Source organism: Streptomyces sp. NPDC029138 (assembly GCF_055564375.1).
On the sequence record NZ_JBVHWM010000006.1, the window covers coordinates 1 to 18,245 of the forward strand.

The 18,245-nt window shown below is 73.0% G+C and carries 15 protein-coding genes and 1 riboswitch; of the genes, 5 read left to right on the top strand and 10 right to left on the bottom strand.

Annotated features, from left to right (window positions below):
- Positions 1-143: 143 nt before the first annotated feature.
- The 3 genes from ACZ4WH_RS08305 to ACZ4WH_RS08315 form a co-directional block, all read right to left on the bottom strand.
- Positions 144-1,091: an MIP/aquaporin family protein gene (locus ACZ4WH_RS08305; protein ID WP_468177901.1), complete on the bottom strand. Its 948-nt coding sequence runs from the start codon at positions 1,089-1,091 to the stop codon at positions 144-146.
- 99 nt (positions 1,092-1,190) lie between these two features.
- Positions 1,191-1,856, bottom strand: coding sequence for an SDR family NAD(P)-dependent oxidoreductase (locus tag ACZ4WH_RS08310; protein WP_468177903.1), 666 nt, complete (start codon positions 1,854-1,856; stop codon positions 1,191-1,193).
- Between the two features lie 80 nt (positions 1,857-1,936).
- Positions 1,937-2,623 (bottom strand): DUF6445 family protein, encoded by a 687-nt coding sequence (locus ACZ4WH_RS08315; RefSeq protein WP_468177905.1) that lies wholly within the window; start codon positions 2,621-2,623, stop codon positions 1,937-1,939.
- 225 nt (positions 2,624-2,848) lie between these two features.
- Between ACZ4WH_RS08315 and ACZ4WH_RS08320 the strand changes: the two genes are divergently transcribed.
- Positions 2,849-3,610 (top strand): DUF4142 domain-containing protein, encoded by a 762-nt coding sequence (locus ACZ4WH_RS08320; RefSeq protein ID WP_468178297.1) that lies wholly within the window; start codon positions 2,849-2,851, stop codon positions 3,608-3,610.
- Here ACZ4WH_RS08320 and ACZ4WH_RS08325 read toward each other — a convergent pair.
- On the bottom strand, positions 3,607-5,265 hold the full coding sequence (locus tag ACZ4WH_RS08325) for a glycoside hydrolase family 13 protein (protein ID WP_468177907.1): 1,659 nt from the start codon (positions 5,263-5,265) through the stop codon (positions 3,607-3,609). The genes ACZ4WH_RS08320 and ACZ4WH_RS08325 overlap by 4 nt on opposite strands.
- Before the next feature lie 79 nt (positions 5,266-5,344).
- Positions 5,345-5,695, bottom strand: a complete 351-nt coding sequence (locus tag ACZ4WH_RS08330; RefSeq protein WP_468177909.1) for an ArsR/SmtB family transcription factor — start codon at positions 5,693-5,695, stop codon at positions 5,345-5,347.
- Positions 5,696-5,776: 81 nt separating this feature from the next.
- A riboswitch (cobalamin riboswitch) is annotated at positions 5,777-5,959 on the top strand.
- A 28-nt stretch (positions 5,960-5,987) separates the two neighbouring features.
- Here ACZ4WH_RS08330 and nicT point away from each other — a divergent pair.
- Positions 5,988-7,070, top strand: coding sequence for a Nickel transporter NicT (gene nicT / locus ACZ4WH_RS08335; protein ID WP_468177911.1), 1,083 nt, complete (start codon positions 5,988-5,990; stop codon positions 7,068-7,070).
- 3 nt (positions 7,071-7,073) lie between these two features.
- On the opposite strand, the gene ACZ4WH_RS08340 is transcribed toward nicT, so the two are convergent.
- Both ACZ4WH_RS08340 and thrS read right to left on the bottom strand, forming a co-directional pair.
- Positions 7,074-8,036, bottom strand: a complete 963-nt coding sequence (locus ACZ4WH_RS08340; RefSeq protein ID WP_468177913.1) for a nucleoside hydrolase — start codon at positions 8,034-8,036, stop codon at positions 7,074-7,076.
- A 140-nt stretch (positions 8,037-8,176) separates the two neighbouring features.
- Complete coding sequence (gene thrS / locus ACZ4WH_RS08345) at positions 8,177-9,445, bottom strand: threonine--tRNA ligase (RefSeq protein WP_468177915.1); 1,269 nt, start codon at positions 9,443-9,445, stop codon at positions 8,177-8,179.
- A gap of 297 nt (positions 9,446-9,742) precedes the next feature.
- On the opposite strand from thrS, the gene ACZ4WH_RS08350 reads away from it, so the two are divergent.
- Positions 9,743-10,531 (top strand): hypothetical protein, encoded by a 789-nt coding sequence (locus ACZ4WH_RS08350; RefSeq protein ID WP_468177917.1) that lies wholly within the window; start codon positions 9,743-9,745, stop codon positions 10,529-10,531.
- Between the two features lie 4 nt (positions 10,532-10,535).
- Here the strand turns inward: ACZ4WH_RS08350 and ACZ4WH_RS08355 are convergent, their stop codons facing one another.
- A complete protein-coding gene (locus tag ACZ4WH_RS08355) occupies positions 10,536-11,879 on the bottom strand; it encodes a helix-turn-helix domain-containing protein (protein ID WP_468178299.1) in 1,344 nt (447 codons plus the stop codon).
- A 758-nt stretch (positions 11,880-12,637) separates the two neighbouring features.
- Here ACZ4WH_RS08355 and ACZ4WH_RS08360 point away from each other — a divergent pair.
- Entirely contained in the window at positions 12,638-14,611 is a 1,974-nt protein-coding gene (locus tag ACZ4WH_RS08360) for an Ig-like domain repeat protein (RefSeq protein WP_468177919.1), read from the top strand.
- 3 nt (positions 14,612-14,614) lie between these two features.
- Here ACZ4WH_RS08360 and ACZ4WH_RS08365 read toward each other — a convergent pair whose 3' ends face one another.
- A complete protein-coding gene (locus ACZ4WH_RS08365) occupies positions 14,615-15,733 on the bottom strand; it encodes a hypothetical protein (RefSeq protein ID WP_468177920.1) in 1,119 nt (372 codons plus the stop codon).
- 401 nt (positions 15,734-16,134) lie between these two features.
- Positions 16,135-17,370, bottom strand: coding sequence for a PP2C family protein-serine/threonine phosphatase (locus ACZ4WH_RS08370; RefSeq protein ID WP_468178301.1), 1,236 nt, complete (start codon positions 17,368-17,370; stop codon positions 16,135-16,137).
- A 152-nt stretch (positions 17,371-17,522) separates the two neighbouring features.
- Here ACZ4WH_RS08370 and ACZ4WH_RS08375 point away from each other — a divergent pair, with 152 nt between their 5' ends.
- Positions 17,523-18,038: a hypothetical protein gene (locus tag ACZ4WH_RS08375; RefSeq protein WP_468177922.1), complete on the top strand. Its 516-nt coding sequence runs from the start codon at positions 17,523-17,525 to the stop codon at positions 18,036-18,038.
- Positions 18,039-18,245: the final 207 nt, after the last annotated feature.

Genomic DNA, 18,245 nt, shown 5'->3' on the forward strand with positions numbered 1-18,245 from the left:
CGGGGGCGCCAAGGCTTTTGGCCCCGAGGGGGGGGGGGTGGGGGGGGGGGGGGGGGGGGTTGTGGGGGGGGGGGGGGGGGGGGGCGAGGGGGGGGGGGGGGGGGGGACCCCCCCCCCCCCCCCCCCGGCCCGGCACCTGGCGACTACTCCTCGTCGGTGGTCCGTACAGGGGTCGACCGGCCCGGCTCCGGGCCCTCGGCCAGCTCGGACCGGACGAGCAGCACGTCGCCGATGAACAGGTCGTAGATCACAATCCCGATCGTGCCGCCGATCAGCGGACCGACGATCGGGATCCACCAGTAGGCGCTGAACGAGCCGGGCACGCTCCCTGGGAACGCCAGGCTGTCCCAGCCCGCCGCGTAGGTGAGCAGGCGCGGCCCGAAGTCACGGGCCGGGTTGATGGCGTAGCCGGCGTTCGCGCCGTAGGACATGCCGATCGCGGCGACGACGAAGCCCACGATCAGCGGCGCGAGGTTGGCCTTCACGGCCTGGTTGCGCAGGTCGATCACGGCCGCGATCAACATGAGCAGGAAGGCCGTGCCGACGATCTGGTCGATCAGCGGGCCCCAGATGCCGCCGTGGAAGTACGGCGCCGGGAACGTCGCGAAGATCGAGAACGTGGCGTTGGTGTGCCCGTTCACCTTCGGCCCCGTCACGGCGCTGTCGTAGGCGTCGATCGCGTTGTGGTAGACGAGGTAGACCAGCGCGGCGCCGGTGAGGGCGCCGACGACCTGGGCGAACCAGTACGGCAGCACCTTGAGCCAGGGGAAGCCGCGGCGCACGGCCATGGCCAGGGTCACGGCCGGGTTCAGATGGGCGCCGCTGATCCCGCCGGCCACGTAGACGCCGAAAACGACGGCCAGCGCCCAGCCCCAGGTGATCAGAAGCCAGTCGCCGGCCGCGAGGAAGATCGTGGTGGCGGTGGCGGCCCGGCCCGATCCGGGCAGTGCGGCGACCGCCATCGCGACCACGCCGCAGCCGAAGGAGATGAGGACGAAGGTTCCGAGGAACTCCGCCAGGCACTCGCCGAGCAGCCCGCCCCGGCTCCTGAGCCGGGATGGTTTGACGAGCGGAGGGATTTCGACAGCCATTGAGGCCCCCTTTGAAGAGAGCAAAGCGGCCAACAGCCCCATATTGGCTCACAACGTCACTCCCCGCAGGGTGACCGCTTCCGGCCGGTCAGCGGCCGGTCAGCTGTCGAGGTCGTCGGCGTAGTGCCGGAATCCGTGCCGCTCCCGGTGCAGGGTCCACAGCCTCTCCGCGAGCACGTCCGGGTCCTTGCGCGCGTGACCCGCTGTGATGGCCCCGGGAATGATCAGCTGGGCGACATGGATGCCCTCGCCCGCCAGCCGGTCGTGCAGCAGATGCCCGTACGCGCTCTCCGCCGCGAAGGCGATCGAGGTGCCGGCCCGCTCGGGATGGGGTACGGCGGCGCTTCCGCCGTTGACGAAGAGAATCGTCCCGCGCCCGAGCCGCCGCATGCCCGGCAGCACCTGCTGCACGGCGGCCACCGGCCCGTACACGGAGAACTCGATCGGCCCCACCAGGTCCCGGTGCCGGGTCTCCAGCACCGGCCGCATGAAGTCGCGGTGCGGCACCGGGCTGTACTGGAGCACCTCGACGGTCCCGAGGGCGTCGGCCAGCTCGCCCAGCGCCGCGGCCAGCTGCTCGGGCCGGCGCACGTCGGCGCCGAACCCGCGGGCGGTGACACCCTCGGCCGCGAGTCCGTCGACGATCGCGTCCAGCCGCCCCCGGTCCCGGGCGACGAGCCCGACGGCGAACCCCTCCCGTCCGAACCGCCGGGCGACGGCGGTCCCGAGCCCCGGCCCGGCTCCCACGATGGCGACACTGCTCATACGGCCATCCGTACCGCGCACCCGGCCTCCTCACACCACCCGCGGCCACGCGCGCGAGTGTGCGGGGCCCGTCGTACCGGTCAGGCCATCCAGAAGAACACCGCCGTCATCCGCTTCTCCTCCAGCGTCCGGCCGAAGTAACCGGTCGCGCTGTGCACCAGGTTGGCGTGGTAGAGGAGCAGGCGGTTGTACCGGTGCGGGACGCGCACGTCCTCCTCGAAGTGGTCCGCCGGGACGTACCGCGTCCCCAGCGCCTCGACCAGGTTGGTGTGCGGGGCCTGGACGACGTTGCCGCCGAGCCGGCCGCCGGGCAGCGACTGGCGGTAGAAGGCGGTCCCGCAGTCCTTGGGCACCCCGGGGTTGAGGTAGAGCACGGCCGCGTACCGGCACAGCGCGCGGGAGTCGGTGTGCGGGCGGGGCTCGCTCTCGCCCTCGCCGACCACCTGGACGCAGTTGTGGTTGAGGGTGCCGCCGCCGGGCGCCCGCTGCACCCACAGCTCTTTCGCCCCGGTCGCCTTCCGCACCAGCCGCTCGATCCGGGCGAGTTCACCCGGCTCCAGACCCGGCATGGCGCGCAGGCCGGGCCAGGTCTCGGAGGTGTACGGATACCCCTCGACCCAGTCGTCCTTGGCCAGGCACCGTTCCCGTACGGCGTCGACGTCCGGCAGGACGTCGTCCAGCACCCAGTAGTCGCGGCCCTTGGTGGGCTTGCGGTAGGGCAGGACGGGCAGCGCGGCGGGGGGCCGGGGCGGTGACGGTGGGGGCATGCGGCGAATCTAGGGGCGAGCCCGGTCTGCCTTCTCCCGAGGAGTGGTCAACCTTGTGCCGGGGAGCGGTCAACCTTCCGTCAACCGCACCCGGGAGATTCTTTACTCGCGAGCACTGAGACGAACCGCCTCCGCATCCGTACTGCTGTGCGTCCGAACCATGGGCGGGACCCACAGGCAGGAGGAACGGTGCGCTTTTCGCGGAACGCGACGGGAACTCTCTTCGTGGGCGGTGCGATGGCCCTGACCCTCGCGGCCCTCGCCTACCCGAGCATGCTCGGGCTGAGCACCGTCTCCAGCTCACAGTCGCGGATCATCGCGCAGACACAGTGGGGACCGCTCACCGAGGCCGACCGGGACTTCGTGGTCAAGGTGCGGGCGGCCGGCCTGTGGGAGTACCCGCTCGGCCAGATCGGGTTGCAGAAGGGCTCCACCAAGGGGGTCAAGACGGCCAGCGAGCACCTGATCGACGGGCACGCCGCGCTGGACGCCTCCTGCCGCAAGATCGGCCCCATGCTGAACATCACGCTGCCCAACGTGGCGAGTCCGCAACAGGTGGGCTTCGTCAACCAGTTGAAGGGTGAGAGCGGCAAGCAGTTCGACACCGACTTCGCCAACATCCTGCGGATGACGCACGGCTCCATCTTCAACACGATCGCGAAGATCCGCTCCACCACCAAGAACTCGCTGGTGCGGGCCCTCGCCGACCAGGCCAACGACACCGTGCTGGACCACATCACGGTGATGGAGAAGACCGGTCTGGTCGACTTCGACCAGACCATCTTCAACCAGACCACCCCGCCGAAGCTGCCCTCGTCCGACCTGACGCCGCCGGCCCCGGCGGCGGGCCAGCCGGAGGTGGTGCTCACCCCGCCGCCGACCGCCACGTCCACGCCGCTGGACCTCGGCGGCGCCGGTGGTGGCGGCACGGGCGGCGGCGGTACGGGCGGCGGCGTCACGCCCAGCCCCAGTACGCCGGCCGGCTAGGCCAGCCACACCGTGGTGTCCGGCGGCAGAACCCTCCCCTCCGGCACCGGGCCACTGCTCAGCAGGACCTCGCCCGGCGGCAGCGGTACCGGCTGCGCGCCGAGGTTGGTGACGTTCCGCCAGGCCTCGGTGCGGCTGAAGTCCAGGACGTCGGCGGGCGCGTCCGGCGCCCAGGTCAGCGTCTCGCCCTGGAGCAGCTTGCGGCGCAGCCGCAGGGCCGAGCGGTACAGCTCCAGCGTGGAACCCTCGGTGCCGGCCTGCGCCTCGACGGCGTACGCCGCGAAGGACGCCGGCTGCGGCAGCCAGCCGGCCCCGGGCCCGAAGCCGTACGACGGTCCGGTCGTCGTCCACGGCAGCGGCACCCGGCAGCCGTCGCGGCCCTTGCGGACATGGCCGGTCTGCTCCCAGATCGGGTCCTGGAGCACCTCGGTGGGCAGGTCGGCCACCTCGGGCAGGCCCAGTTCCTCCCCCTGGTAGAGGTAGGCCGAGCCGGGCAGCGCCAGCATCAGCAGGGTCGCCGCCCGGGCCCGGCGCAGCCCGGCCGCCGCGTCGATCACGGGCGCGGTGCCGCCGGACAGCAGCCAGGCGGCCGGGTCGGTGCCGGCCGGCAGCATGAGCCGGGAGGCGTGGCGTACGACGTCGTGGTTGGACAGCACCCAGGTCGCGGAGGCCCCGGCGGTCCGGGCCGTGACCAGTGAGGCGGTGATGACGTCCCGCAGCTCCTCCGCGTCCCAGCGCGCCTCCAGGTACTCGAAGTTGAAGGCCTGGCCGAGTTCGTCCGGACGGGCGTACAGGGCGCGGCGGGCACCGGGGACCCAGGCCTCGGCGACGGCCGTGCGGGGCGGGCTGTAGGCGTCGAAGATCTTGCGCCAGTCGCGGTAGATCTCGTGGACCTCGTCGCGGTCCCAGTAGGGATGGCTGCCCGGCGGCATCAGCGGCAGGGCCTGCTCGCCGGTCGCGCCGATGTCCCCGAGGTCCCGCAGCGGCTCGGTGAGGTCCTTGGCCAGGCCGTGGGCGACGTCCACGCGGAAACCATCCACGCCCCGGTCGGACCAGAACCGCAAGGTGGTGCGGAAGTCGGCGCGGACCTCCTCGTCGTCCCAGTTGAGGTCGGGCTGTTCGGGGGCGAACAGGTGCAGGTACCACTCGCCGTCGGGCACCCGCCGCCAGGCGCTGCCGCCGAACACGGACTGCCAGTCGCTGGGCGGCAGTTCACCGTGCGCGCCACGCCCCGGCCGGAAGACGTACCGCTCCCGGGCGGCGGAGCCGGGCCCGGCGCGCAGCGCCTCCTGGAACCAGGGATGCAGATGGGAGGTGTGATTGGGAACGATGTCCACGACGACCTTCAGCCCGAGCCGGTGCGCCTCACCCACCAGGGCGTCGAAGTCGTCCAGGGTGCCGAGGCGCTCGTCGACCCCGCGCGGGTCGATGACGTCGTAGCCGCCGTCGGCGAGTTCGGAGGGGTAGAAGGGGCTCAGCCACAGGGCGTCCACGCCGAGCGTGGCGAGATGGCCCAGCCGGTCGGTGATGCCCCGGAGGTCGCCGAGGCCGTCACCGTCGGCATCGGCGAAACTGCGCGGATAGACCTGGTAGATGACGGCCTGCCGCCACCAGTCGGGGTTCCTGGACGAGAGGTCCGGCGAGAGGTCTGCCATACGGGCTCCCAGGGGACGGACGACAGTACGGAATCTGTATCTGTCCACCTTGCCCGGAAAGGGAACCTTTAGCGGCCGTTCAGCCGACGCAGTGCTCCAACAGCCCCCGAACGTCCGCGTCCACCACCCGGTACCGCACCACGCGCCCCTCCTTCTCCCCCGCCACGACCCCGGCCGCCCGCAGCAGCCGCAGGGCCTGGGAGACGGCGGGGTCGTTCATCCCCGTGGCGATCGCGAGATCGGACACGGCGAGCGGCCCGGTACGGTGCAGGGCGAGCAGCAGCGCCAGCCGGTTGGCATCGGCGAGCAGCGAGAAACGGTCGGCCCAGGTGCGCAGACGCCCCGCCTCACCGATGGCGGCGATCGCCTCGCACACCCGATGCCCGTCGATGGAACGACGGTCGGCTCGGTCGGCAGGCACGAGATGCATGGGGCCAGTCTGGCAGGCCCGCTGTTTGTGATCTTCGATACCTGCGCAGGTGCGCAGCTATGCAGGAAACCGCGTGCCCCTCTACGGTGGGCGGGCCGTGGTGTTCGGGAAGTCGATGGAAGGTCGACGCGGCCCTCGCCACTGTGATCGGGGAGTTCCCGTTCCGTCCGGCATCGCCGGGCCACTGGTCGCATGACCGGGAAGGCAGGGACGGCGGACGTACGACCCGTAAGCCAGGAGACCGGCCACGGCAGCTCACGAAGTGATCCACGAGGTGCTGGAGCGTGAACCCATGGCCGATGCCGCGTCTTTCCGCTGGCGACGCGAGGACACCGTCAAGACAGTGGGGCTGATGGCGGTGATCGTCGCCCTGCACGTCGTCGCCTTCGGAATTCTGTACCTCCTCGTCGCGCCCGAGCACTACAAGGTCGGCACCGACGTCTTCGGGGTCGGGCTCGGCATCACCGCCTACACCCTCGGCATGCGGCACGCCTTCGACGCCGACCACATCGCGGCGATCGACAACACCACCCGGAAGCTGATGGCCGACGGGAAGCGGCCGGTGTCGGTGGGGTTCTGGTTCGCGCTCGGCCACTCCAGCGTGGTGGTGCTGCTGGCGCTGCTGATCGCGGGCGGCACCTCGCTGGCCGGGAAGGTCATGAACGACGGCTCCACCACCCACCAGGTGCTCGGCTTCCTCGGTACGACGATCTCCGGCACGTTCCTCTACCTCATCGCCGCCCTGAACCTGATCGCCCTGGTGGGCATCCTGAAGGTCTTCCGGGCGATGCGGGCGGGCGCGTACGACGAGAAGGAGCTGGAACAGCACCTGGACTCGCGGGGGTTCATGAACCGCGTCCTCGGCCGTCTGACGAAGTCCATTTCGCGGCCGGGACAGATGTACCCGCTCGGCTTCCTCTTCGGGCTCGGCTTCGACACGGCCACCGAGGTCACGCTGATGGTGATGGCGGGCTCGGGCGCGGCGGCGGGCCTGCCCTGGTACGCGGTCCTCTGCCTGCCCCTCCTCTTCGCCGCCGGGATGAGCCTGTTCGACACGCTCGACGGCACGTTCATGAACTTCGCCTACCAGTGGGCGTTCTCCAACCCGGTCCGCAAGGTCTTCTACAACCTCGCCATCACCGGGCTGTCCATCGCCGTCGCCTTCTTCATCGGCACCATCGAACTGGTCGGCGTCCTGCACGAGAGGTTCGGCCTGCACGACGACATCACCGGCTGGATCGCCGGCCTCGACCTCGACCACGTCGGCTACCTCATCGTCGGCCTGTTCGTGGTGGTGTGGGCGGCGGCGCTGGCGTACTGGAAGGTCGCCCGGGTGGAGGAGCGCTGGGCGGTCTCCCCGTCCGCCGCCGAGTAGCGGCTAGCGCGCGACCGTCTCCAGGTACAGCTTCACGTACCGGTCGGCGTTCACCTCCAACGCCACGTCGACCAGGGCGCGTTCACGGCCGCCCTCGTGGATCTCGGACTCGCCGAGGCGGGGGCGGCGGTCGACGACGGTCTGGCCCCTGGTGGGGCCAGGGGCGAGGGAGACCTCGACCGGGAGCAGGCGGGTGGTGATGCCGTGCGGGTCGGCGACCGCGCAGACCGCGCCCGCGTCGCCGAGGCCGCCCGCCTCCTCCGCCTGAGGCGGCTCGCCCTGGTGGGCCGGCCGGTGGGCGAGCAGCTCACCGGCGAGGCGGGTGCCGGGCTCGCCGCTGGCGCGCAGCCGGTGGACCTCGGCGCTGTCCACGACGACCTGCTGGAAGACGTCCAGGCTGTACATCGTGATCGGCACCCCGGCGGTCAGCAGGATCGCCGCCGCCTCCGGGTCGTGCCAGACGTTGAACTCCGCGACCGGCGTGGCGTTGCCGGTGGCCACCGCCCCTCCCATGAACACGATCCGCTCGATGTTCCGGGTGACCTCGGGGTGGGTGCGCAGCAGCAGGGCGATGTTGGTGAGCGGCGCGGTCGGGATCAGTGTCACCGGGCGCGGGGAGGCCAGGATCTCGCGGCGCAGGAGGGTGACGGCGTCGACGGCCACGGGGGTCCGGGCGGGCGCGGGCAGGCCCAGGTCGCCCATGCCGTCGACGCCGTGCACCGGGGCCGGGCGGGCCGGCTCCAGCAGCGGGCGCTCGGCACCCCGGGCCACCGGGATGTCGGGGGCGCCCGCCTGCTCCAGCACGGTGAGGGTGTTGCGGACCACCCCGTCCACGTCGGTGTTCCCGGCCACGCAGGTCACCGCCCGGAGGTCGAGTCCCGGGTGGCGCACGGCGAACAGCAGGGCCAGGGCGTCGTCGACGCCGGTGTCGCAGTCGATGATCACGGGAATGGGCTGACCGTCCACGGCGGACTCCTTCCGTCGTGCCGACCTTAGATCAGGCCGAGCCGACGTGACCGGTGCCGGACGGCGGTCGTCAGGTCCGGGTGCGGGTCGTTCGCCGGACGCGGGTCCGTGCCGGCCGCTCGCGCGGTTCCCCGCGCCTTTCAGGTGGGTGAACCGCAGCTCGGCTCAGAGGCGCGGGCACCCCCGTCCCACAGTGCGGGGCCGCGTGCCGCCACCCGTTCGGTGATCCGGCGCAGCAGGTCGGGTGCCGGCAGCGCTCCGGGGCGGTCGCCGTCGCGCAGGCGTACGGCGGCCAGGCCGGCGCTCGCCTCGCGTGCGCCGATCACCGCCTGGTACGGCACCAGGCGGGCCGCGCGGATCCTGGCGCCCAGGGTGCCCTCCCAGGGGCCGGCCAGTTCGGCGCGCAGGCCCAGGGCGAGCGCCTCGCGGACCAGCGCCGCCGCCGGTTCGACCTGCTCCTCGGCCACCGGCAGCACGGCCAGCTGGACGGGGGCCAGCCAGGCCGGGAACGCGCCGCCGTGGGTCTCGACGAGGTGGGCGACGGCCCGTTCGACGCTGCCGATGATGCTGCGGTGCACCATCACCGGCCGGTGCTTCGCGCCGTCGGCGCCGATGTAGCGCAGATCGAAGCGGGCGGGCTGGTGGAAGTCGATCTGCACGGTGGACAGGGTGGACTCGCGGCCGGCCGGGTCCGCGATCTGCACGTCGATCTTCGGGCCGTAGAACGCGGCCTCGCCCTCCGCCTCCTCGTACGCCACCCCGGCCTCGGCGAGGACCTCCCGCAGCAGCCCGGTCGCCCGGCGCCACAGCTCCGGGTCGGCGACGTACTTGCCGCCCGCGCCGGGCAGCGAGAGCCGGTGGCGTACGGCCTCGATGCCGAGGTCGGCGTAGGCGCGGGCGATCAGCTCCAGGGCGGCGCGGGCCTCCGCCACCGCCTGGTCCAGGGTGCAGAAGACGTGCGCGTCGTTGAGGTGGATGGCGCGGACCCGGGTCAGGCCGCCGAGCACGCCGGACAGCTCGGCGCGGTGCATGGCGCCCAGTTCGGCGATGCGGAGCGGGAGTTCGCGGTAGCTGCGGGAGCGGGAGCGGTAGATCAGGGCGTGGTGGGGGCAGAGGCTGGGCCGCAGGACGACCTCCTCGGCGCCGAGCCGCATCGGCGGGTACATGTCGTCGCGGTAGTGGTCCCAGTGCCCGGAGATCTCGTACAGCTCCCGTTTGCCGAGCGCGGGCGAGTACACGTGCCGGTAGCCGGCCCGGCGTTCGGCGTCCCGGATGTACTCCTCCAGGGTGTGCCGCACGACGGCCCCGTCGGGCAGCCAGTACGGCAGGCCGGCGCCCATCAGGGGGTCGGTGTCGAAGAGGCCGAGTTCGCGGCCGAGGCGGCGGTGGTCGGGCAGCTGGTCGTTCATCCGGGTCTCCTGGGTGCGGGAGGCGGACGTCCCGGTGCGCGACGAAGCCCCGGGGCGTGCGCCCCGGGGCTTCGGTGCTGGTCAGGTGTCAGCGCGCCGGGACGGTCTCCGGCGTCGTCGTGCTCGACGGGCACAGGTGGGCGCGCTGCATGGACGGCACCGTACCGGCCCCGCGAGGACCGCACCACGGATTTTCCGCCGCCGCCTCACCCGTACGGCCCGGAGCGCTGGTGGCCAGGTCAGGGCGGTGATGCCGTGAGATCAGGCACCCCGGCCGCACGCAGCCCAGGAGGCACGATGTCCCCCGCGATACCCCACCTCCCCCGTGCCGTCGTCCTCCCCCTGATCGGCGCCGGCCTGCTGACCGCCGGCGGCTGCGCGGCCCTCGGTCTGAAGCACCCGGCGAGCGCGCCCCACCCCCTGCCCACGCTCGACCGGCCGGCCCCGACGTCCAAGGCGTCCGCGCGGGCCGACGGCTCCTCGCTCAGCGACGATCAGGCACAGGCCGCGCTGCTCACCGCGACCGACCTCGGCGCCCCCTGGACCTCCACCCGGGGCGCGGCCACCTGGCACGACGGACTGCTGAAGGCGCACACCACGGCCGGGGAGTGCCAGCCGCTGCTGGACGCCCTGTACAGCGACGAACTGCTCGGCGGCCCGGCCCGCATCGCCGTCGGCCTGGACGACACCGACACCGACGCCCAGCTCCGCTACCAGATCGGCGCCCGTCGCCCGGCGGACGTCGACGCCGTGCTGGCGTGGCTGCGGACACTGCCGGCGCGGTGCGCGCGGTTCACGGCGACCACGGAGCTGGGGCTGGTGGAGGACGTACAGGTCGTGGACGCCCCGTTGCCCGAGGTCGGTGACGCCCGCCAGGGCCTGCGCGTCACCCTCGCCGGTATGACACCCGACGAACAGGAGTTCCTGCTCACCCTGGACGTGGCCGCCGTCCGGGTCGGCGAGGACGCGTTCGCGCTGACCAACGGCAGCCTGGGCGACGTACCGAACGACGCGACCCAGGCGGCCGTGCAGGTCGGCGCCCTGCGCCTGGCCGACATCCGCAAGCAGGGCCGGGCGCAGGTGTGAGGCCTCAGAGCGGCGGCTGGGCCGGGGCCGGGCCGAGCGTGGTGGTGCCGGGGGTGGTGCGGGGGCCGAGGCCGGTGCGGTAGGCGTCCAGGGCGGCCTCGACACGGCCCGTACGGCGGAGCAGGTCGCCGAGGAGTCGGCACAGGTCGGCGAGGTCACCGGCGGCGCCCGCGCGTTCCAGGAGGCTGAGGGCGCGGACGTAGTGCTCCTCGGCGGCCTCGGTGTCCCGGGCGTCCTCGGCGATGATGCCGAGGAGGCGGTGCGCGGCGGCGGCGTGCACGGCGCCGCGCTCGGAGGAGAAGTCCCCGAGGACGCCCTCCAGCAGCTCGGCGGCCTCCTCCGACTTGTCCCGGCGGTGCAGGACGTCGGCGAGTTCGACGGCGGTCTGGCTGCGGTAGAGGGCGGCCCGGGTCTCCGACAGCATGGCGTACGCCTGCCGCAACTCCTCCTCAGCGCGCTCCAGTTCGCCGTTCTGGGCGCAGACGTAGCCGCGCATCCAGTGGCAGTTGGCCAGCTCGGTGCGCAGGCTCAGCCGGCGGTACAGCTCGGCGGCCTTGGCGAGGGAGGCGTCGGCCTCGGCGGCCCGGCCCTCGGCGAGCAGGGTGCGGGCCACCGAGCGGTGCATCCGGGCGATCAGCGCGGGGTCGCCGGCCTGCGGGGCGAGCGCGAGGGCGAACTCGGCGGCCTGGGCGGCGCGGGCGTGGGCGCCCATGTCCATGTACGGGCCGATGATGCTGGCGTAGAGGAGCAGGAGCGCGTCGGGGTCGTGCAGTCCGCCCCGGTTCAGCTCGTCGAGGGCGGTCTCCAGGAGGTAGACGGCGTAGCGGAGTTCACCGGCGAGGTAGTGGGCGACGGCGCGGCCGCGCAGGGCGGGCACGCGGACCGGCAGGGCCTTGTCGGCCAGCCGTTCCTCGGCCTGCTCGAAGTACTCGCGCGCCGCGGTCAACTGCCCTGTCTCCAGGGCGCATTCCCCGAGGCCGAGCAGCGCGGCGGCGTGCTCGTACCCCAGCGCGTGGGCCTCGGCCTCCGCGCGCAGCACGGCGTACTGGGCGGCGGCCTCCTCGGCCCGGCCGTCGGCGAGGACCCGCTGGGCCTCGGTGAGCCGCAGCCGCAGGTCGGTGGCGAGGTGGGCGGGCCGGCCGACGGCCAGTTCCTCGAAGGCGACCCCGAGCCGGTCCGCGATGTGCCGCAGCGCCTCGTCGGAGGCGCGGACCCGCCCGGCCTCCAGGGTGGAGATGTAGGCGGGTGTGTACGCGGGCTCCGCCAACTGCCGCTGTGTCAGCCCGCGTTGGCTGCGCAGCCGTTGTACCCGCCGCCCGATGACCTCCGGGTCGTCCCGCTCCCGCATACCCATGCCCCCCAACTCCCCTGACACCCCTTGCCGTTGCGCTCCGGCAGCCCCTAGGTTAAACGGCGAATTAAACATGCTTAACACGCCGCTGTTGTGTTGCGAGGTCGCCGTGCCCGGACGTACATCCGCACCCTACGCACCGCCCCACTCCCGCATCCGCCCGATCGGCCGAACGTCCACCGCCCGAGCGATCATCGCCGCCGTCACAGCCGCCACGGCCCTCCTCCTCGCGGCCAACGCCGGCCCGGCCCGCGCGGCCGGCACCACACCGGCACCCGCGACAGCGGCGACCCAGCAGGCGGATCGCTGACGCCGACGGGCGCGCCGGGCGGCCGAAGCGGCGCGTGACGGCACTCGGGTACCGCGGGAGTGCGACCCAGGCAACGGGCCGCCCCGCGCTTCCGAATCGCCGACCCGGGTGGCCTTCGGGGTGGCGGCGGCGGACGCGACAGCGGTGCCACGGTGCACTCCGGTCGCATCCCGTTCGTCGCGTGGCCGCGCTGACGTGAGCTGACGACCCTCCAGAAGCACTGACCCACAGCCGCCGCGCCACCCCCGGGCGCGGCGGCTGCCCCGCTGTACGCCCTGAGCATGTCCGGGAGGGGCCCTCGCGCTTTTGTCAGTGGCATGACCTAGTCTTTCCACACTCGCCGCACGAGGCGCACACGGCTCATGCACAGGGGGCAGACGCATCGCCATGCCCGCGCGGCACCCATGTCTTTTTTTCTCATTCGTTCCGGGGGGTTCGAATCAGCGTGCGCAAGCGCTCTCTCACGGCAGCCACCACCCTGGCGGTCCTCTTCAGCTCGGCGGCTCTCGCCGCGACACCGGCGTCCGCCGACTCCACCACCGCCCTGCCGGTCAGGCAGACCGGTGACATCGTCGTGGACGCCGTCCACCAGCAGGTCTTCGTCAGCGACCCGCTCAACGGCAAGATCGTGGTGACGGACCTGAACGGCAAGCCGTTCAAGGAGATCACCACCAACCTCTCCGGCGTCCAGGGCCTGGAGCTGTCCGCCGACTCCGGCACGCTCTACGCGGCCGTGCAGGACCTCGACGCCATCGCGGTCTTCGACACCGCCACCGACACCGAGACCACCCGGTACGAGGTCGGCGACAAGCCGCTCAGCGTCGCCCTCGCGGGCGGCAAACTGTGGTTCGGCTACGGCGGCGCCGCCGAGGGCAACATCGGCTCCGTCGACCTGACCACCGAGGACCACACGGTCACCCTCGGCCAGGACAACGGCTGGTACGCGGCCCCGCTGCTGGACGCCGCGCCCGGCTCCAGCACCCTGATCGCCGGTGCGGTCGGGCAGAGCCCGGTCGAACTGGCCTCGTACGACGTCTCGTCGGGCACCGCCACCAAGGTGGCGAGCACCCGCGAGGCCGGCAGCAACCTCGGCGACCTCCAGGTCACCCCCGACGGCAAGGACGTCGTGGTGGCCAGCGGCGCGCCGTACTACCAGCAGGTGTTCCGGACCTCCGACCTCAACGAGGACGGCAAGTACGTCACGGACGCGTACCCCAACTCCGTCGCCATCGCCCCCGACGGCACGGTCGCGGCCGGTATCGACGGCTCCTACGAGCCGGACGTCTACGTCTTCAAGCCCGGCAGCAGCGAGGCGGTCCGCACCTACGACTTCCCGAACACCGGCACCACCAGCGGCTCCGACCTGCTGGCCCGGGGCGGTCTGGCCTGGGCACCCGACGGCTCCCGGCTGTTCGCGGTGACCCGCAACAGCGAGGGCGTGTACTCCCTGCGCGTCCTGATCGCGCCCACCAAGGCGGTCTCCACCGTCACCGTGGACGCGCCGGCCACCGCCACCCGCGCCAAGCCGCTCACCGTCAAGGGCAAGGTCGCCTCCAAGGCGGCCGTCCCCGCCGGCACCAGGCTGACCGTGACCCGCACCGACCTGGAGTCGCCGACGGGCAAGGCCCTCGCGGCGGCGGTCACCAAGGCCGACGGCACGTTCTCCTTCACCGACACCCCGCCGGCCGGCGGCAAGGTGAAGTACACGGTGGCCTACGCCGGCGACGCCGGCCACGCGGCGGCCTCCGGCTCGGACTCCGTCGAGGTCTCCCGCGCCAAGCCGACGCTGACCGTCAACAACAACGGCAAGGTCTACTCCTACGGCCAGGACGTCAAGTTCACCGCGCACCTGGGGACGACGTACAAGAACCGTACGGTGGAGATCTGGGCCGACCCGTTCGGCGGCGACAAGCCGAACAAGCTGGTGAAGTCCGGCAAGGTCAACTCCGACGGCAACCTGTCGGTCACGCTGGACCTGAAGCGGGACGCCAAGATCACCGCGAAGTTCGCGGGCGACTCCCGCTACAAGCCGGCGTCCGCCGCGAGCACCGTCGGCGCCCGGGTGAGCGTGTCCACGTCGGTCAGCAGCCACTACACGGCGAAGTCGGCGTGGGGCCACACGTACTACTTCTTCCACAAGACCAAGGACCCGCTGATCACGACGAAGATGTCGTACTACCCGGGCCGGGCGCAGAAGTTCGAGTTCGAGGTGTACTACCAGGGCCGCTGGTACCCGGGCGACCCCGCGTACTTCAAGCTGGGCTCCGACGGCGTCTCCAAGGTCCGCATCACCGGCGACCACGGCGAGGACGTCGGCTGGCGGTTCCGGGTGCGCTCGTCGTACATCAACAGCGCGTCCGGTGACACCGTGAACTCCACGACGCACGGCGCCTGGAAGTACCTCACGTTCACCAGGTAAGGGTCACGGGGCGGCCTGGAGCCGGCCCAGCTGCCGCTGGACGTTCTCCAGCGCGCCGCGCCGGCGGCCCGGCACCCTCAACCGCAGCTCCGCGAGCGCGGGCCCGAGTTCACGGGCCCGCGCCGTGTCCTTGATACGGGTCCACTGGTGGTGGGCACGGTCCACGGCCGCCTCCACGGCGGGCGCGTCCACCGCCTGCCCGGCGGCCAGCCGCGTCCGGGCCACCACCAGCCAGGCCCGGCAGCTGCGCACCGGGTCCCCCGCGAACATCGCCAGATCGGCCCGCACCTCGCTCCAGTGCAGCGCCTGCTCCGACCCGGCGCCGTACGCCCGTGCCGCCTCCGCCTCGTACCGGGCGGCCATCCCGTCGGCCTCCCCGTGCCGCCCGGCCCGCACGGCGTCACTGATGACGGCGTGCGGGTCTTCGGGGCGGGGGGAGGGGAGAGGGGCGGTGAACGTGGCGGGGGAGGTGGTGGCGGCGGGTACGGCGTGGCCGCCCGCGTCGGCCAGCAGCAGATTGCCCTTCGTCTCCTGGGGGATACGGCCCACGGCCTGCTGGTGCAAGGCGTCCAGCGGGGGCCGGTGGCCGCTGCGCAGGAGCGTGGCCACCGTTTTCATGTACGCCGGCTCCGCAAGGCCCCGCCGTCCCGTCGCCGGGGCGATACGGCCGTACACGGCGGTGTTCCGGCCGGAGTCGAGGCCGCGCTCGGTGACGTGCCGCCAGGCCTCGGTGTCCGCGTGCAGGTCCACGACGAGCGCGGTGTCCGCGGCGGAGCGCAGGCGCAGTTCCTCGCGGATCCAGTGCCAGGGCAGCGCGGTGTAGCGGACCGTGGCCGGCGTGGTGCGGGCCAGGGCGAGGTGCGGCTGGTGCTGGCGGCGGTCCAGCTGCAACTGGCCGGTGACGTACACGGTGAGCGGGCCGGGGGAGGCCGCGGCGGCCCGCAGCCGGGTAAGGACGGCCTGCGGCTCCAGCGGGTCGGCGAGTTCGACGACGTTCGCGGTGTCGGCACCGGACAGTACGGCGGGGGCGACCGCGGCCAGCACCGGCAGGACACCGGCCGCGTCCACCAGGCGCCCCCGGCCCAGCGGCGCGGCCGCGAGCAGCAGCACGGTTCCGGGCATCGTGCCTCCCCCAAGTCACCCTGTGGACCCCGCGACCCCTCCGTACCCGGGGCCCCGTGAATCCGCTCTCCAGCCAGCACCGTAACCGCTGCGCCCGCAAACCGACGCGTCCCCCCGGCAAACCCCCCTCTTCGAGCGCCTGCCGCCCGCCCCCGAACCCCCTCGCCCCACAGCTTCTCGGCCCCTTCACGCCCGAGCGACCCCCGCCCTGCCCACCCCACAAGCCCGGCGCCGAGGCTCCTCGGCGCACCGCCGGCCTGGGACCCGCTGGTCCCTGGCACCCGACAAGGCCCCCACGGCCCGGCACCCCCGACGCCAAGGCACCTCTAACGTCCCGCCCGGCCCGGCCCGCCTCCGCCGGCTCCCAGGCCCCCGCTCCCCGCCACCTGGCGCGCCCGCCGTCACTCACCTCCCGTCCTGCCACCCCCACCCCCGGCACCCCCACCCGCGGTACCGCCGGTCCCCCACACGTCCGCCCCCACCACGCCCCCTGCGCCCCCCGCACCCGACGCCTCCGCGTCCCCGCTGAGCCGCCGTACCGCGAAGATCGTCGTGTCGTCCTCCAGGCAGCCTCCGCTGTGGCGCAGTACGCCGTCGCGGACTCGGCGGACCAGGCGGCGGGGCTCGCTGCGGCGGGGGTCCGCGCGGACCGCGCGGGACACCTCGTGGGCCAGCTGGTAGAACTCGCCGGGCTTGTCGCGGGCCTCGGTCACCCCGTCGGTGACCAGCAGCAGCGTCTCGTCGGCGGCCAGCCGCAACCGGTGCACCGGCGGCGGGGCGCCCGTGAGGTCGCCGAGGCCGAGCGGCAGCCCGTCGCCGCTCGGCAGCTCGCGGACCCCGTGCGGGCCGACGGCGAGCGGGGGCTCGTGGCCGAAGTTCGTGACGTCGATCGCGTCCGTGGTGCCCTGGGGGAAGTCGATGAGGACGGCGGTGGCGAACCGGTCGCCGTCGTCCCGGCCGAGCGCGGCGGTGTGGGCGCGGTGCCGCCGCATCCGGGTCTCCAGACGTTCGGCGACGGTCTTCAGGTCCTTCTCGTGGTACCCGGCCTCCCGGAACGTGCCGAGCAGCGCGGCCGCGGCCTCCACCGCGCCGAGCCCCTTGCCCTGCACGTCGCCGACGAGCACCCGCGTGCCGTGCGGCCCCGGCTGGATGTCGTAGAAGTCGCCGCCCACCCGGGCGTCGACGTCGGCGGCCAGATACACCCCCGCGTGCTCCAGCCCGGCCCAGCGCGGCGGCAGCGGGCGCAGCACGGTGCGCCGGGTGGTCTCGGCGATGTCCCGGATGTGCCCCACCTGCCGTTCCTGGCGCGTGCGCACGGCCGCGGCCAGGGTGGCCAGGGCGCCGCCGAGGGCGACGAGGAGGAAGTCGCCGAATCCGGCCTGGTACTGGTCGGGCCACGCGTTGTCCACGAGGACGTACGTCACCACGGACACCACGCTGTAGGCCGCCGTCGTCCACACCCCGCAGATCGCGGCGGCGATGCCCGGGACCAGCACGATCCAGGTGACGATCCGGAACCTCTCGCCGGTGTTGAAGTCCAGCAGGACGACACCGACGAGCAGCACCAGAGGCGGCAGCCACGCGACGCTCACCCCGCGGATCCGCAGCGGCGAGCCGCGCCGCCGCTCGTACTCCATCTCCGTCACGGCGGCCAGCCCTCCATGTCCTTCAGCGAATCACGGGAGAGAACTCCACGCATCCGGGCACTCGTCACCCTCCTGGCCGAGTTGCCAGGCCGTGCGCCCCGGTGTGCCCTGGAGATCGGGGGCGAGGAGAGAGGAGTGCTCTCATGGCTCAAGCGGCACCCGCGCCCGGCGGAACGTCCCGGCCCGGCCGTACGCCCGAGGCGGAGCGCCGGTCGACCGATGTGGTCCGGCGTTCACCCGAGGTCTTCGACGCGCGCACCCACGCGATCGGCCGGCTGGCCGTCCCGGTCGTGCTGGGCCTGGTCTACGGCTACTGGGTGGCGGCCAACAACCGCTTCGGCGGTCCGATCACCGGCTGGAACGTGCTGCTCGGCTTCGTCAGCGCGCTGGTGTTCGCGGTGCTGTGCGCGGCCCTGCTGATACTGGCCCCCCGGATGCCGCGGGAGGTGCACGCGCTGCTGTGGACGGCGTTCACCGGCTGTGCGTTCGGCTTCCTGTACAACCAGAGCGGCAGCTTCTTCCCCACCCAGAGCGCCAGCCAGGGCGGCGACGTGCAGCGGTCGGTGCTGATGTCCCTGCTGGTGTCGGCGGCCACCTTCGCGTTCTTCTTCTACCGCTACTACACGCGGGAGGACGCGTTCGGCCGCCGGATCCGCTGAGGACGCCGGGACCGCGAGCGGACGCCGGGACCGCGAGCGGACGCGCGTGGGCCCCGGCCGGTCGGCCGGGGCCCACGCGTTCCCCTGTGTCCCAGTGGCCCACATCAGCCACTTTGTTCTCCCCAGCACCAGGAAACACCCGTTCAGGTGAACCCTCCACCGGAGAGCGCCCGAACGCAGTCCTCCCGCTCGCGCCCCGACCCCGAT